Annotated in this window: 13 protein-coding genes; 9 read left to right on the top strand and 4 right to left on the bottom strand. The window is 69.6% G+C overall.

The window, feature by feature from the left end; genetic code table 11:
• The first annotated feature begins 7 nt into the window (after window positions 1–7).
• Window positions 8–1,183, top strand: a complete 1,176-nt coding sequence (gene hemW / locus AB0305_RS16600) for a radical SAM family heme chaperone HemW (RefSeq protein WP_366173433.1) — start codon at window positions 8–10, stop codon at window positions 1,181–1,183.
• A gap of 97 nt (window positions 1,184–1,280) precedes the next feature.
• Here the strand turns inward: hemW and AB0305_RS16595 are convergent, their stop codons facing one another.
• Both AB0305_RS16595 and AB0305_RS16590 read right to left on the bottom strand, forming a co-directional pair.
• Entirely contained in the window at window positions 1,281–1,700 is a 420-nt protein-coding gene (locus AB0305_RS16595) for a DUF4870 domain-containing protein (RefSeq protein WP_290257778.1), read from the bottom strand.
• A 127-nt stretch (window positions 1,701–1,827) separates the two neighbouring features.
• Complete coding sequence (locus AB0305_RS16590; RefSeq protein WP_364135579.1) at window positions 1,828–2,685, bottom strand: DUF3097 domain-containing protein; 858 nt, start codon at window positions 2,683–2,685, stop codon at window positions 1,828–1,830.
• Between the two features lie 243 nt (window positions 2,686–2,928).
• On the opposite strand from AB0305_RS16590, the gene hrcA reads away from it, so the two are divergent.
• The 3 genes from hrcA (at window position 2,929) to AB0305_RS16575 (ending at window position 5,933) form a co-directional block, all read left to right on the top strand.
• Window positions 2,929–3,942: a heat-inducible transcriptional repressor HrcA gene (hrcA, locus tag AB0305_RS16585; protein ID WP_364135582.1), complete on the top strand. Its 1,014-nt coding sequence runs from the start codon at window positions 2,929–2,931 to the stop codon at window positions 3,940–3,942.
• 66 nt (window positions 3,943–4,008) lie between these two features.
• Window positions 4,009–5,139, top strand: coding sequence for a molecular chaperone DnaJ (gene dnaJ, locus AB0305_RS16580; protein ID WP_290257781.1), 1,131 nt, complete (start codon window positions 4,009–4,011; stop codon window positions 5,137–5,139).
• Between the two features lie 2 nt (window positions 5,140–5,141).
• Window positions 5,142–5,933, top strand: a complete 792-nt coding sequence (locus tag AB0305_RS16575) for a 16S rRNA (uracil(1498)-N(3))-methyltransferase (protein ID WP_364135585.1) — start codon at window positions 5,142–5,144, stop codon at window positions 5,931–5,933.
• 77 nt (window positions 5,934–6,010) lie between these two features.
• Here the strand turns inward: AB0305_RS16575 and AB0305_RS16570 are convergent, their stop codons facing one another.
• Window positions 6,011–6,919, bottom strand: coding sequence for a GerMN domain-containing protein (locus AB0305_RS16570; RefSeq protein WP_364135820.1), 909 nt, complete (start codon window positions 6,917–6,919; stop codon window positions 6,011–6,013).
• Window positions 6,920–7,421: 502 nt separating this feature from the next.
• Here AB0305_RS16570 and AB0305_RS16565 point away from each other — a divergent pair.
• From AB0305_RS16565 to AB0305_RS16545, 5 genes are all read left to right on the top strand, one after another.
• Window positions 7,422–8,510 (top strand): PhoH family protein, encoded by a 1,089-nt coding sequence (locus AB0305_RS16565; RefSeq protein ID WP_364135588.1) that lies wholly within the window; start codon window positions 7,422–7,424, stop codon window positions 8,508–8,510.
• Complete coding sequence (gene ybeY, locus AB0305_RS16560) at window positions 8,507–8,980, top strand: rRNA maturation RNase YbeY (protein ID WP_290257784.1); 474 nt, start codon at window positions 8,507–8,509, stop codon at window positions 8,978–8,980. The genes AB0305_RS16565 and ybeY overlap by 4 nt, the downstream gene beginning before the upstream one ends.
• Window positions 8,977–10,308 (top strand): hemolysin family protein, encoded by a 1,332-nt coding sequence (locus AB0305_RS16555; RefSeq protein WP_364135593.1) that lies wholly within the window; start codon window positions 8,977–8,979, stop codon window positions 10,306–10,308. Before ybeY ends, AB0305_RS16555 begins: the two co-directional genes overlap by 4 nt.
• Window positions 10,292–11,251, top strand: coding sequence for a GTPase Era (era, locus tag AB0305_RS16550; protein WP_364135596.1), 960 nt, complete (start codon window positions 10,292–10,294; stop codon window positions 11,249–11,251). Before AB0305_RS16555 ends, era begins: the two co-directional genes overlap by 17 nt.
• 105 nt (window positions 11,252–11,356) lie before the next feature.
• The gene (locus AB0305_RS16545; RefSeq protein ID WP_364135599.1) at window positions 11,357–12,943 is read left to right on the top strand and encodes an LCP family protein; all 1,587 of its coding nucleotides are present in this window, start codon (window positions 11,357–11,359) and stop codon (window positions 12,941–12,943) included.
• A gap of 78 nt (window positions 12,944–13,021) precedes the next feature.
• On the opposite strand, the gene AB0305_RS16540 is transcribed toward AB0305_RS16545, so the two are convergent.
• A complete protein-coding gene (locus AB0305_RS16540; RefSeq protein WP_364135602.1) occupies window positions 13,022–14,974 on the bottom strand; it encodes a M13-type metalloendopeptidase in 1,953 nt (650 codons plus the stop codon).
• Window positions 14,975–15,029: the final 55 nt, after the last annotated feature.

Genomic DNA, 15,029 nt, shown 5'->3' with positions numbered 1-15,029 from the left:
CCAGGCGCTGGAGGGCGCCGGGGGCCGGGCCTTCGGGCTCTACGTTCACATCCCGTTCTGCGCGGTGCGCTGCGGCTACTGCGACTTCAACACCTACACCGCCACGGAACTCGGCGGCGGGGCGTCCCAGGATGCCTACGCCGACACCGCCGTCGCGGAGGTCGGATTCGCGGCCCGCGCCCTGGCCGATTCCGGGTTGCCGGAGCGTCCGCTCAGCACCGTCTTCTTCGGCGGCGGCACCCCCACCCTCCTTCCAGCGGAAGACCTGGCCCGCATCCTGCGTGCCGCCGTCGACACCTGGGGCCTTGCGCCCGGCGCCGAGGTGACCACCGAGGCGAACCCGGACTCGGTGACCCGCGAGTCCCTGCAGCTCCTGGCCGACGCCGGCTTCACCCGGGTGTCCTTCGGGATGCAGTCCGCCGTGCCCCACGTGCTCAAGGTCCTGGACCGCACCCACACGCCCAGCCGGGTGCCCCTGGTGGTGGAGTGGGCCCGCGAGGCCGGGCTGGCCGTCAGCCTCGACCTGATCTACGGCACACCCGGTGAGTCGCTGGAGGACTGGCGCCATTCACTGGAGACGGCCCTGTCCTACCGCCCGGACCACATCAGCGCCTATGCCCTGATCGTCGAGGAGGGCACCAAGCTCGCCGCCCAGATCCGCCGCGGCGAGGTCCCGGGGATCGACGACGACGACCACGCGGCCAAGTACGAACTGGCCGACGAACTCATTTCCGCCGCCGGGCTGGGCTGGTACGAGGTCAGCAACTGGGCGGCGACGCCGGAGCAGGCTTGCCGCCACAACCTCGCCTACTGGCGCGGGGACGACTGGTGGGGGATCGGTCCGGGGGCCCACTCGCACGTCGGCGGCGTCCGCTGGTGGAACGTCAAGCACCCCGTCGCCTACGCCGCCCGGCTGGACTCCGGCGCCTCCCCGGCGGCGGGCCGGGAAACCCTGGACTCGGAGACCCGCAATATCGAGCGCATCATGCTCGAGGCGCGGCTGGTCTCGGGCCTGGACATCCCCAGCCTGGGCGGGCTGGAGGAAACCGGCCGGCACGCCGTCGCGGGACTGATCGCCGACGGACTCGTGGAACCGGCGCAGGCCTTCCGCGGCCGGCTGGTCCTTACGCTGAAGGGCCGCCTCCTGGCCGACGCCGTCGTCCGACGGCTGCTGCCGGACTGACCCGCCGGGCCGGCGAGCCGCCCGCACCAGGGAAAGACAAAAACGGGCACCCCGGGAGAAATCCCCGGGGTGCCCGTTGACGTTGTGGGAACCGGCGCTACTTGATCCAGCGCAGGTTGAATTCGTAGCGGTGCGGCTGGCCGCGGTTGACGTGGATGCCGGCCGCCACGGAGAAGCAGGCCAGCGCGATCCAGATGACCGTGGCCAGGACCGCGAACAGGTTGCCCACCACGGGGACGAACACCAGCAGGTTGGCCACCACGGCCGCGATCGTCGGCGGCAGGGTGAAGTTCAGCGCTTCCTTGGACTCCTGGGCGGTGAAGGGTCCGCGGTCCTTGAAAATCAGGTAAATCAGCAGCGACGGGATGCAGCCGAGGATGCCGCCGAAGTGCGACAGGGTGGCCCACTGACGGTCCTCGCTGGCGGTCAGGGGAAGCGCATTTGCGGGAACGCCATGGTACTGCGACTGGCCGTGACCGGCCTGGGGGTCCGTGTGTTCGCGTGCGTCTTCTGCCACGTTTCGTCCTTTGGATTGCGGTGGAGCGTTGGTACCTGTGCGGGCGCGGCCACCGTCACAACGCGGCGGCCACCGTATCAAGAATACTTGCTTGGGCGCCGACGCCCGCCACCTTGCCGGACGGGCCCTACTGTTCCGGGGCGGTGAGGAAGTCGATGACCTCCTCCACCCGGCCCAGAAGCGAGGGTTCCAGGTCGGCGTAGCTGCGGACGGCGCCGAGGAGTTTCTGCCAGCCCAACCCGATGTCCTCCTTGGTGCTGTGCGGCCAGCCGAAGGCGGTCAGGATGCCGGTCTTCCAGTCCACGCCGCGGGGGATCACGGGCCAGCGTTCGATGCCCAGCACGGACGGCCGGATGGCCTGCCAGACGTCAATGTACGGGTGGCCGACGATCAGGACGTTTCCGCGGGCTCCGGGGGAAGCCATGACGGCCTCGGCGATCCGGGACTCCTTGGAATCGGCCACCAGGTGGTCCACCAAGACGCCGAGGCGGCGGCCGGGACCCGGACGGAAGTCCCTGACCGCGGCTGAGAGATCGTCGATGCCGTGCAGGGGTTCGACGACGATGCCCTCGACCCGGAGATCGTCGCCCCAGACCTTCTCGACCAGTTCGGCGTCGTGTTTGCCCTCAACCCAGATCCGGCTGGCCTTGGCCACCTGCGCCCGCTGGCCCTCCACGCGCACCGAGCCGGACGCCGTGCGCGTCCCGGCTGCCGGTCCTGCGGGCGCCCGGGGTGCCGGCGGCATCAGCCGGATGGGCCGGCCCTCCAGGAGGAAGCCGTAGCCGAGTCGGAAAGTCCGGGACTTCCCGCGCCGATCCTCAAGGGCCACGACGTGCATGCCGCCGGACTTCTCCACCCGGGTGACGGCACCAACCCAGCCGGACTGCACGTCCTCGAGGACCATGCCGCGCTGCACCGGGACCTCGGGCAGCTGGGAAGGGGCGGGGGCGGTGAGGTCCTGCGGGCCCCAGTTCTGATAGGACATCGGTTACACACTGCTTTGCATCGGGGCGGAACTGCAACGGGGGACTGCGTCGGGCCGGGGTGGTGGCCGGCCGCGCCGGGCAGTCGCCCGGCTTGCCACGGTCACGCCCGGAGCGAATCCAATGCTAACAACGCGGCCGGACATATTAGACTGGTTAGCACTGAGGCATGCCGAGTGCTAACCCCCGGGTTCTTCCGGGCGGCGGGCGCCGGTTGACGGTTGAGGCTCGATTGGAGGTGCGGCGTGAGCGAACCACGCAAACTCGAAGTGCTGCGCGCCATCGTGGAGGACTACGTCCATTCCCGTGAACCCGTGGGCTCCAAGGCGCTGGTGGAACGCCACCACTTGGGCGTCTCCAGCGCAACGATCCGCAACGACATGGCCGCGCTGGAGGACGAGGGGCTGATCACCGCCCCGCACACCAGCGCCGGCCGGATCCCCACGGACAAGGGCTACCGGCTCTTCGTGGACCGCATCTCCGCGGTCAAGCCGCTGTCCCCGGCGGAGCGGCGGGCCATCCAGGCCCTGCTGGAGGGCTCCGAAGACCTCGACGACGTCCTGGACCGGACCGTGCGCCTGTTGGCGCAGCTGACCAACCAGGTGGCCGTGGTGCAGTACCCGCTGCTCAGCCGAGCGCGGGTGCGGCACATCGAGTTTGTGCTGCTGGCACCGCGGAAGGTGCTGACCGTCCTCATCGCTGACACCGGCAAGGTCGAACAGCGCGTCATCGACGTCGGCCAGGACCTTGGCGACGAAACCCTCGCCGAGCTGCGGGGCGTCTTCCTCGGCCGGCTCGGCGGAACCCCGTTGAGCCTGCTCCCGCAGACCCTGCCCGACGTCGTCGACAGCACCGCCCCCGCCCGCCGCGGCGCCGCCCAGGCGCTGGCCCGCGGACTGGAGGCGCTGGCCGCCAGCAGCCGCGAGGAGCGGATGGTGATGGCCGGCACGGCCAACCTCGCCCGCTCCAACGTTGACTTCCCGCTGAGCATTGGCCCCGTCCTCGAGGCCCTCGAGGAGCAGGTGGTCATGCTCCGGCTGCTCTCGGACATGGCCGAGGACCCCCGCGGCGTGACCGTCAGCATCGGCCGGGAGAACCCCTACGACGGGCTCTCCGAGGCCTCCGTGGTGGCCACCGGGTACGGCCCCGACGCCACCGCCAAGGTGGGCATCCTCGGCCCCACCCGGATGGATTACCCCACCACTATGGCCGCCGTCCGCGCGGTGGCCCGCTACCTTTCACGGATCCTCGGGCCCTGACCGGCCGGATCCACCACCAGGCTTGTCGCCCAGCACCGGCAGTACAAAAAGGAAGAGATACACACTTTGAGCAGCCACTACGACGTTCTTGGAGTCTCCCGCGAAGCAACCGGCGAGGAAATCAAGAAGGCCTACCGCAAACTCGCGCGGACCCTGCACCCGGACGTCAACCCGGGCGAGGACGCGTCCGAGCGCTTCAAGGCGGTCACCCACGCCTACGAGGTGCTCTCCGACCCGCAGAAGCGCCGCGTCTACGACACCACCGGCAACGAGAACGGCACGGACAACGGCTTCGGCGGCGGCAGCTACGCCGGTCAGGGCTTCGCGTTCCAGGACATCTTCGAGACCTTCTTCGGCGGTGCCGCCGGAGCCGGCGGCCCGGCCTCCCGCGTCCGCCGCGGCCAGGACGCGCTGATCAGCGTCCGGATCGAGCTGCGCGACGCCGTCTTCGGCGTCAACAAGAAGCTCGAGGTGGACACCGCCGTCACCTGCCCCACCTGTGAGGGCTCCTGCTGCCGCGAGGGCAGCCACCCGGAACGCTGCGACATTTGCGGCGGCAGCGGCCAGGTCCAGCGCCCGGTCCGCTCCATCCTGGGCCAGGTCATGACCACCGCCCCATGCGGCAGCTGCGAGGGCTTCGGCACCGTCATCAAGGACCCCTGCAACGAGTGCGCCGGCCAGGGCCGGATCCGCAGCCGCCGGTCGCTGACCGTCAAGGTCCCCGCCGGCGTTGCCACCGGCACCCGGATCCAGCTCTCCGGCCAGGGCGAGGCCGGCCCGGCGGGCGGCCCCTCCGGCGACCTGTACGTGGAGATCCGGGTCAACAACGACCCGACCTTCGTCCGCGAGGGCGACGATCTGCACGCCAGCCTCACCATTCCGATGACGGCCGCGGCCCTCGGCACCGAGCTGACCCTGGACACCTTCGACGGGCAGCAGGAAATCGACGTCAAGAGCGGCACTCAGTCCGGCGAGGTCATCACCCTGCGCGGGCTCGGCGTCACCCACCTGCGCGGCTACGGCCGCGGCGACCTCAAGGTGCACCTCCAGGTGGAGACCCCCGCCAAGCTCGACGCCGCCCAGGAGGACCTCATGCGCCAGCTGGCCAAGCTCCGCGGCGAGCAGTTCACCGAGGGCAAGCTGGCCGCCAGCGGCGGGGTCTTCGCCAAGCTGCGGGACCGCCTCGGTAACCTGTAGCGGTGAGCAACCCGGTCTTCTTCACCCCCGCCGGAACCCTGGACAACCAGGCCCCCGGTTCCACCTTCGTGCTGGACGGCGCCGAGGCGCGGCATGCCGTCACGGTCAAGCGCCTCGCTGCGGGGGAGCAGGTGGACATCGCCGACGGCGCCGGCCGCCGGATCACCGGCACGGTCACCGGCGCCGGGCCCCAGGAGCTGACGCTCGAGTGCACCGCGGTCAACGACGAGCCGCGTCCCACGGTGCGGCTGGTGCTGGTGCAGGCCCTGGCGAAGGGTGACCGGGACGAACTCGCGGCCGAGACCGCGACGGAGCTGGGGATCGACGCCGTCGTCCCGTGGCAGGCCGAACGGTCGATCGTCCGCTGGAAGCCCGAACGCGCCGCGAAGGCGCACGCCAAGTGGCAGTCCGTGGTGACGGCGGCGGCGAAGCAGGCCCGCCGCGCCTGGATCCCCGAGGTCCGCGCCGCCGTGGACGGCGGCTCGCTGCAGGCGGCGGTCGCCGCCACGGTGGCATCCGCCGGGCTGGCCGTGATCCTGCACGAGGACGCCGTCCGGCCGCTGCGCCGGGTGCTGGCCGACTGGCAGGAGAAAGTTGTTGGCGCGGACGACGGCGCGGCGCCGCGCGAGGTGCTGCTGATCGTGGGACCGGAGGGCGGGATCAGCCCGCGGGAGGTCACCCGGCTCTGTGATGCCGGGGCCGTGACCGCGCTGTTGGGGCACCACGTGCTGCGGTCCTCCACCGCCGGGCCCGCGGCCACCGTGCTGGCCAGCGACATCCTGGGCCGCTGGTAGCGGCTACCCGGCAGGCTGCTTAGCTGTGTTTTAGGTGGTCAATTAGCCGGGCTATTTGACGGTGCTATTGGACCGGGCTATTTAACCGTGAAGCCGCGGGTGTCGACGTTGAGGTCGGTGGCCTTGCCGTTCGCGTCCACCTGGGAGACCCGCGCCTCGTAACTGCCCGGTCCCAAGTTCAGGGTGAAGCTGAACAGCCCCGACTGCTGCGCGTCTGCCGCCGCGGTCATCATGCCGCTCTGGTACGGGGTCTTGGCGGTGCCGTCGACCTTCTGGATCTCCCAGCGGAGCTTCCCGCCCGGCGAGGTGCTGCGGCCGGAGATCTTTACCGCGCCGTCGGCCACGGTGGTGCCCTCCTGCGGGTCGATGATCCACACCGGCGCCACCATGCCGGCGCTGCGGGAGGTGGGTGCGCCCAGCCGGACCCGGTTGAACGCGACGTAGTCGGTGTGGCCGTCCACAAGGATGACCACCTGGATCTGCTGCCCGGAGTCCGTCAGCCCGGCGCTGGCCGCGGCGGCGGTGGCCGTGTAGACCAGCTGCTGGATGGCGCGCTCGGCCATGTCGGCGTCGAGGTTGCTGTTGAACGCGTCGGAGGACACGTCCACCGTGATGGTGTTCTTGCCGGAGATCGACGTGGCGAGCTTGCGCGGATTCTGCCACGGGGTGAAGAAGTCAGGGTCCAGCGGCTTCTGGGACATCATCACCCGCAACGCGCGGGTCACGGGGTTGTCGTCCTCGGAGACGTCCCGGAATTCGCGGTAGAGGAAGACGTTGTTGTTGCTGCGGCCGATCCAGTACACCGGGGCCTTGTTGGAGGCCTGCGCGGATTCCAGCGGGGCGCTCGTGGCGGTGGTCCCGTCCGCGGGTCCCGGCACCGTCTGGGTGGGGGAGCCGGCGTCGGTGATGTCCTGCCGGGGGTTGGCGACGCAACCGGAGAGCACCAGGGAAGCGGGCAGCACGAACAGCAGCAGGCCGCGGCGCATGCGCCGTGCCGCCGTCGCGGTCCTCGTGCCCTGACTGCTGGCGCCCTTGATGCCGATTGCGGTGCTCCCTCTCGCGGTGGTCGTTGATGTGCGGGCCGTCGCCGGCCGGGACCGATAGGCCCAATCCAGCATGGCACAGGGGAAGTGCACGCCGGCGGGGAAGCGGGGCACCCGAACAAACTGCAACGGGAACGATATGAGGCCGATATGAAGTTGATACCTAAAGCCGGCTAACCGCTGCCGCCACGGCGTCGACGGGACGTCGAAAAGGGCGTCGGGCGGGCCACCGGAAGGCGCCGTGGAAGCGGCCGGTGGCGACGGCGGCCCGGCGTTGGGGCGCCCCGTCCGGCCGGGCTTGGAGCGCGGCACGGCGGCGGTCTCCTGACGTAAGATGGGAGGACCGCCGGACCCGGCGACGCCGCACCTCACGGCGGCGAGACGGGAGCGGCGGCGACGGAGCATATTCGAGCTGGAGGGAACCAGAGGCCCGCGGGCCATCACCATGACTGAAGCAGCCAACGGCAAGGCCCGGACCACCGCGGGCGAACGCACCACCGGGGAATTTCCCCACTCCATCCCAGGCGTGCGGACGGAGGTCGTGGTCTTCGAGAACTCGGGCCAGATGGTGCAGTCGCTGGGCAGCCACGACGAGGCGCTGCGCTTCATCGAATCCCAGTACCCCGGCGTCGACTTCCACGTCCGCGGCAACGAACTCTCCATCAGCGGCCCGCCGGCGGACGTCCCCCGGATCATGCGGCTCCTGAACGAGGTGCGCGGCCTGGTGGCCCGCGGCACGGTCATCACCCCGGCCGTCCTGCAGCAGCTCGTCTCCATGCTCCGCAGCCAGTCGCTGCAGAACCCGGTGGAGGTGCTGACCACCAACATCCTCTCCAGCCGCGGCAAGACCATCCGGCCCAAGACGCTGAACCAGAAGAACTACGTGGACGCCATCGACGCGAACACCGTGATCTTCGGCATCGGTCCCGCCGGCACGGGCAAGACCTACCTGGCCATGGCCAAGGCCGTGCAGGCGCTGCAGCAGAAGGAAGTCAGCCGGATCATCCTCACCCGCCCCGCCGTCGAGGCCGGTGAGCGGCTCGGCTTCCTGCCCGGAACGCTGAGCGACAAGATCGATCCCTACCTGCGGCCGCTCTACGACGCGCTGCACGACATGATGGACCCGGAGTCCATCCCCCGCCTGATGGCCGCGGGCACCATCGAGGTGGCCCCGCTGGCCTACATGCGCGGCCGGACCCTGAACGACGCCTTCATCATCCTGGACGAGGCCCAGAACACGACGCCGGAGCAGATGAAGATGTTCCTCACCCGCCTGGGCTTCGGCTCCAAGATGGTGGTCACCGGCGACATCACCCAGGTGGACCTGCCGTTCGGTACCCGGTCCGGCCTGCGGATCGTCGAGGACATCCTGCAGGGCATCGAGGACGTCAACTTTTCCGTCCTGGACGCCGCCGACGTCGTCCGGCACCGGCTGGTGGGCGACATCGTCAACGCCTACAGCGTCTGGGACGAAACACAACGAAACCGGGTCAAGCACTCCGTCGCCCGGGACAACCGGGGAGAACACGCATGAGCATCGAGGTCAACAACGAATCCGGCATCGCCGTCGACGAGGCCGAATTGGTGGCGCTGGCCCGATACGTCTTCGAACGGCTCTTCATCCACCCGCAGGCGGAGCTGTCCATCCTGCTGGTGGACGAGCCCGCGATGGAAAAGCTGCACATCGAACTGATGGACGAGCCTGGTTCCACCGACGTCCTCTCCGTCCCGATGGACGAGCTGACCCCCGGCACCCCGGACAAGCCCACCCCGCAGGGCATGCTCGGTGACATCGCCATCTGCCCGCAGGTCGCCGAGATCCAGGCCCAGAACGCCGGCCACTCCACCCAGGACGAGATGCTGCTCCTCACCACGCACGGCATCCTGCACCTGCTCGGCTTCGACCACGCCGAGCCGGAGGAGAAGGAAGAGATGTTCGGCCTGCAGCGCGAACTCCTCTCCGGCTTCACCGGCCGGGAAGCCCCGGCAGAGACGATTCAGTGACCCCACTGATCCTGGCCGGCATGTCGCTGGTCTTCCTGAGTTTTGCCGCGCTTTTGACAGCGGCCGAGGCAGCCTTCAACTACCTCCCTCGGCACGACGCCGAGGCGGCGGTGCTTAACAGCCGCGGCACCGCCCTCAAACGGATCCTCGCCCAGCCGGTGGCGCACATGCGCGCCCTGCGGTTCTGGCGGATCTGGTTCGAGATGGCCTCCGCGGTGGCCGTGACCGTGCTGCTGCACAGCGTGCTGGATAACGTCTGGCTGGCCGGCCTGATCGCCACCGGCATCATGGCGATCCTCGGCTTCGTGATCGTGGGGGTTTCCCCGCGCCAGCTGGGCCGCGTGCACTCCGCCGGGCTGGTGCGTTTCTCCGCCCCGCTGATCCGTTGGCTCTGCTGGGTGCTCGGCCCCATCCCGGGCTGGCTGGTCACCCTCGGCAGCGCCGTCGCCCCCGGCGCCCCGGCGGACAATGAGGCGTTCTTCAGCGAAGAGGAGTTCCGCGAACTCGTCGAACGCGCCAGCGAATCCGAGGTGATCGAGAACGACGAGGCGGAACTGATCCAGTCCGTCTTCGACTTCGGCGACACCCTGGTCCGCGCCGTGATGGTGCCCCGCACGGACATCCTCACCATCGATTCCGGCTCCAGCCTGCACCGCGCCATGTCCCTGTTCCTCCGCTCCGGCTATTCCCGGATCCCGGTGATCGGCGAGAGCACCGACCAGGTCCTCGGCATCGTCTACCTCAAGGACGTCGCCGCCGTGATCCACAACCTGGAACCCGGCGTCGAACCGCCCGCGGTGGACGCCCTCGCCCGCGAGGTGCGCTACGTTCCCGACTCCAAGCCCGTCAGCGAACTGCTGCGCGAGCTGCAGAAGGAATCCACCCACGTGGCCATCGTCATCGACGAATACGGCGGCACCGCCGGCCTGGTCACCCTGGAGGACCTGATCGAGGAACTCGTCGGCGAGATCGTCGACGAATACGACACGGAGTCCGCCGAGGCCGTCGAGCTGGGCGACGGCACCTACCGGGTGAGCGCCAAGATGAGCATCGACGACCTGGGCGAGCTCTTCGACCTGGAGCTCGACGACGACGAGGTGGACACCGTGGGCGGCCTGCTCGCGAAGGCCCTGGGCCGGGTCCCGATCGTGGGAAGCACCGTCACGGTCGACGGCGTGACCCTCCGCGCCGACCGGCTCGAGGGCCGCCGGAACCGCGTCAGCCACGTCATTGCGGCGGCAGCGCCAAAGGAAGACACTGACCTTGGAGAGCTACTCGACGAGGCCGACACAATGCAACAGGGAGTTCCACGTGAGCAAGCAGAATAAGTCCGACGGCGGAGCGCCCTACGGCGGGTACCGGGCCGGGTTCGCGGTGCTGGTGGGACGCCCCAACGCCGGAAAGTCCACCCTGACCAACGCCCTGGTGGGGCAGAAGGTGGCCATCACCTCCGCCAAGCCGCAGACCACCCGGCACACGATCCGCGGGATCGTGCACCGCGAGGACTCGCAGTTGGTCCTGGTGGACACTCCGGGCCTGCACCGGCCCCGCACCCTGCTCGGCAAGCGCCTGAACGAACTCGTGGCGGACACCCTGGCCGAGGTCGATGCGATCGGTTTCTGCCTCCCGGCGAACGAGAAGATCGGCCCCGGCGACAAGTTCATCGCCGCCCAGCTGGCCGCCCTCGGCCGCAAACCCGTGATCGCGCTGGTCACGAAGGCGGACACGGTGGACCGGCAGGCCCTCACCGAGCAGCTGCTCGCCGTCGCCGCCCTGGGCCGGGAGGTCCTCGGGGAGGAGGGCTGGAAGGGCATCGTCCCCGTCTCCGCCGCGGACGGTTTCCAGGTGGACACGGTCGCCGATGTGCTGATCAGCCACATGCCGCCGTCGCCCCCGCTCTACCCGGACGGCCACCTCACGGACGAGCCCGAGGCCGTGATGATCGCCGAACTGATCCGTGAGGCCGCGCTCGAGGGCGTCCGTGACGAGCTGCCGCACTCCCTGGCCGTCGTCGTGGAGGAAATCGTGCCGCGCGAGGACCGTCCCGAGGACCGTCCTTTCCTGGATGTCCGGGTCAACCTGTACGTCGAACGGCCCTCGCAGAAGGCCATCATCATCGGCAAGGGCGGCGCCCGGCTCCGGGAAGTCGGCACCAACGCGCGAAAGGGCATCGAGGCGCTGCTGGGCGCGCGGATCTACCTGGACCTGCACGTGAAGGTCGCCAAGGATTGGCAGCGGGACCCGAAGCAGCTGGTGAAGCTGGGCTTCTGACCCTCCCGGCCGGCCCCAACCCGCGCAGGGCGGGGGCCGGTCACAGCTTTTCCGCCGCGGGGCACTAAAATGGGTAGACCCACTCCGCGACGGAAGGCACCATCCGTGGTTCGACCCCGTGACAACCGTTCAGACGGGACCGTTCCACCGGCCCGGTCAGGCGCCGCTGCCCGGCACGCGGATGACCCCTCCGTCGGGCCCGCCCGGCACCTGGGCGCAACGCACCGGACCCCCACCTGGCTGAAGGCCACCACCATCGTGATCTCCGTACTCCTGGTGGGCGTGATCGCGTTCGGGTCCTACTGGTTCATCCGGCTGCAGGGGAACATCAGCAAGCAGGCCCTCGGCGCCGGCAACGGCCGCACCGAGGACGCCGTCAACGAGGCAACGGACAGGATGCAGATCCTGATCCTGGGCTCGGACACCCGCGACGGCAAGAACTCCGAGTACGGCAGCGCCGAGGACTCCGCCGGCTACGGTCACTCCGACGTGATGATGATGATGGACATCTCCGCGGACAACAAGCGCGTCAGCGTCATCAGCTTCCCCCGCGACCTCCTGGTGGACATCCCCAAGTGCGTGGACCAGAAGACCAAGAAGGAATACCCGGCCCAGCGCCAGGCCATGATCAACTCGGCGATGTCCGAGGCGGGCATCGGCTGCGCGGTGGACACCGTCAACAAGCTCACCGGCCTCGAGATCGACCACTTCATGATGGCCGACTTCAACTCCGTCAAGGAACTCTCCAACACCGTCGGCGGCGTGGACGTCTGCGTCAGCGACGCCGTCTACGATCCCGATTCAGGCCTGCGGCTGCCCAAGGGCACCTCCAAGGTCCAGGGCGAGCAGGCCCTCTCCTTCGTCCGGACCCGGCACGCGTTCGGCGACGGCGGCGACCTCGGCCGGATCAAGGCCCAGCAGGGCTTCCTCTCCTCCCTGGTCCGCAAGATCAAGGATGACGGCACCCTGACGAACCCGGGCCGAATGCTCGGCATCGCGGACGCCATCACCAAAAACCTCACGGTGGACGATGGACTGGCGTCCGTGCCCACCCTGCTCACCGTCGGCAACCGGCTGAAGAACATCGACATCAGCAAGGTCGCCTTCGTTGCCACCCCCACAGAACCGGCCGTCTCGGACAGCAACCGCCTGCAACTGGCCGAACCCGCGGCGTCCCAGCTCTTCGCCGCACTCCGCAGCGACGTGGACCTGACCGACCCGAAGGCCCCGGCCTCGGCCGCCCCCACCGCGGGGGCCAGCGACGCGGCGTCGTCCGCTCCCGCACCGGCCGCCACGAGCGCAGCCGCCTACAACAAGGCCGCGCAGCCGGTCACGGTCGCCAACGGCAGCTCCAACGCGGCCAACGCCGCGAAGGCGGTGGCCGCCTTGAACGCCGCCGGTTTCACCCAGACCGCTCAGTTCACCGCGCCCGCCGTCGCGTCCACCGCCGTGTACTACGGCGGGAACTTCGCGGACGTCGCCGCGGACGTCGCCGCCCTGCTGGGCGTCCCGTCCTCCAAGGTCCTCCCCGCGGCGAACGTCACCGGCGTCCAGGCCTACCTCGGGGCCGACTACGCGGCCGGCGCGCAACCGTCCACCTCCGCGTCCGCGCAGCTGCCGCCGGACATCGTGAACCAGACGGCCGGCGACACGGTCTGCCAGCAGGTCAACCCCGCCATGATCGTCCGCTGACCGGACGGTCACGGCAGGTACGCAGGAGGCCCGGGCGTCAAAGCCCGGGCCTCCTCGTGTATCGACGTGCCTGTCAGGTCACCAGATGCTGACGCGCTCCGCGGGGGCGAGCCACATGCCGTCCCGTTCCGTGGTCCCGAACGCCTCGTGGAAGGCGTCCAGGTTCCGGGCGATCTCGTTGGTGCGGAACTCGTTGGGGGAGTGCGGGTCGGTCGCGAGCCGCTTGATGGCCTCCTCGCTGCGGATCACCTGGCGCCAGACCGCCGCCCAGGATGCGAAGAACCGCTGTGCCCCGGTCAGGCCGTCCAGCACGGGGGCCTCCTGACCGTTGAGGCTGATCAGGTAGGCCTTATAGGCGATGGTCAGGCCACCGAGGTCGCCGATGTTCTCGCCGAGGGTCAGCTTGCCGTTGACGTGCCGGCCGGAGGCCTCGGCGGGGGAGAGGGCGTCGAACTGGGCCACCAGCTTCGAGGTGAGGGCCTCGAACGCGCCCCGGTCCGCCTCGGTCCACCAGTTGCGCAGCAGGCCGTCGCCGTCGTACTGGGAGCCCTGGTCGTCGAAGCCGTGGCCGATCTCGTGCCCGATCACCGCGCCGATGCCGCCGTAGTTGACGGCGTCGTCCGCGTCTGCGGTAAAGAACGGCGGCTGCAGGATCGCGGCCGGGAAGACGATCTCGTTCAGCAGCGGGTGGTAGTAGGCGTTGACCGTCTGCGGGGTCATCAGCCACTTCTCCCGGTCCACTGGCTTGCCCACCTCGTCCAGGTGCCGGTCGACGTCGGCGTTGTGTGCGCGCTCCACGTTGCCGAGCAGGTCGTCCTTGTCGATCACGACGGCGGAGTAGTCGATCCACTTCTCCGGGTAGCCGATCTTGGGCCGGAAGGCGTCCAGCTTCTTCAGCGCCTCCTGCTTGGTGTCCTCGCCCATCCAGGACAGGCCGGTGATGGATTCGCGGTACGCCTCGATCAGGTTCCCCACGAGGACCCGCATGCGTTCCTTGTGCGACTCCGGGAAGTGCCGGGCCACGTAGATCTGCCCCACGGCCTCACCAAGGGCGGCCTCGACGACGGCGACGCCGCGCTTCCAGCGGTCACGGTTGCGCGGAGTGCCGCTGAGGGTGGTGCCGTAGAACGCGAAGTTGGCGTCCACGAACGCCGACGACAGATACGGGGCTGCGGCGCTGACGACGCGCATCGCCAGCCACTCCTGCCAGGTGCCCAGCGGCACCGTCTCCAGCAGCGACGCCGCGCCGGTGAAGAAGTCGGGGGTGCTGACCACCAGCTCGGCGCGCTTGTCCTCGTCGATGCCGGCGGCGTCGAACCAGTCGTTCATGAGCGGGAAAAGCCCGGCCACCTCGTCGGCGGTCTTGAGGTTGTAGGTCTTCTGCGGATCGCGCAGGGACACCTTGTCCCAGTGGTGGGACGCCAGGGCCGTTTCCAGTTCCACCACGCGCCCCGCGGCGGCCTCCGCGTCGGCGACGCCGGCCAGTTGCAGCATGGTGCGCACGTGCTCCCGGTAGGAGGTGACCGTGGCGGCGAACTGTTCTTCCCGGTAGTACGACTCATCCGGGAGGCCCAGGCCAGCCTGCCCGGTGTAGAGCAGGATCCGGTCCGGGTTCCCGGCATCGGGAGCCGGGTAGATGTAGAACAGTCCGGACACGTCGGCACGGAACAGGCGGCCGGCCAGCCGCAGCAGCTCGGCGACGGACTCGGTGGCGGCGACTTCGGCCAGCCGCTCCCGGATCGGTTCGGCGCCCTTGGCCTCCGCGGCGTCCTCGTCCATGAAGCTGTTGTAGAGGTCGCCGATCTTGCGTTCGATGCCGCTGGCCTCCGTGCCCCGGCCGCCGGCGGCCAGGATGATCTCCTGCACCGCGAGCTCCGCGCCGTCGCGGAGGGCGGTGAAGGCACCGTCCAGCGGCCGGTCATCGGGGATGGTGGCGGACTTCAGCCAGGCGCCGTTGAAGTGGCGGTACAGGTCATCCTGCGGCCGGACGGCGGCGTCGATGGTGGACTGGTCAATCCCGGAAAGCGGCACTGCGGCTCCTTCTGTTCAGGCGCCGCCGCGGGCGTGATGACCGGGCCGGCGTCTG

The sequence above is a fragment of the Arthrobacter sp. NPDC080086 genome (genome assembly GCF_040702285.1).
The sequence above is the reverse complement of the archived record's forward strand: the minus strand, read 5'-3'. Positions and strand labels throughout refer to the sequence as shown.

Excerpts from the sequence above, each read along its gene's own strand:
- AB0305_RS16590 (WP_364135579.1), bottom strand. The coding sequence starts at position 2,685 with ATGTCCTATCAGAACTGGGGCCCGCAGGACCTCACCGCCCCCGCCCCT.
- AB0305_RS16570 (WP_364135820.1), bottom strand. The coding sequence starts at position 6,919 with ATGCGCCGCGGCCTGCTGCTGTTCGTGCTGCCCGCTTCCCTGGTGCTC.
- AB0305_RS16565 (WP_364135588.1), top strand. The coding sequence starts at position 7,422 with ATGACTGAAGCAGCCAACGGCAAGGCCCGGACCACCGCGGGCGAACGC.
- ybeY (WP_290257784.1), top strand. The coding sequence starts at position 8,507 with ATGAGCATCGAGGTCAACAACGAATCCGGCATCGCCGTCGACGAGGCC.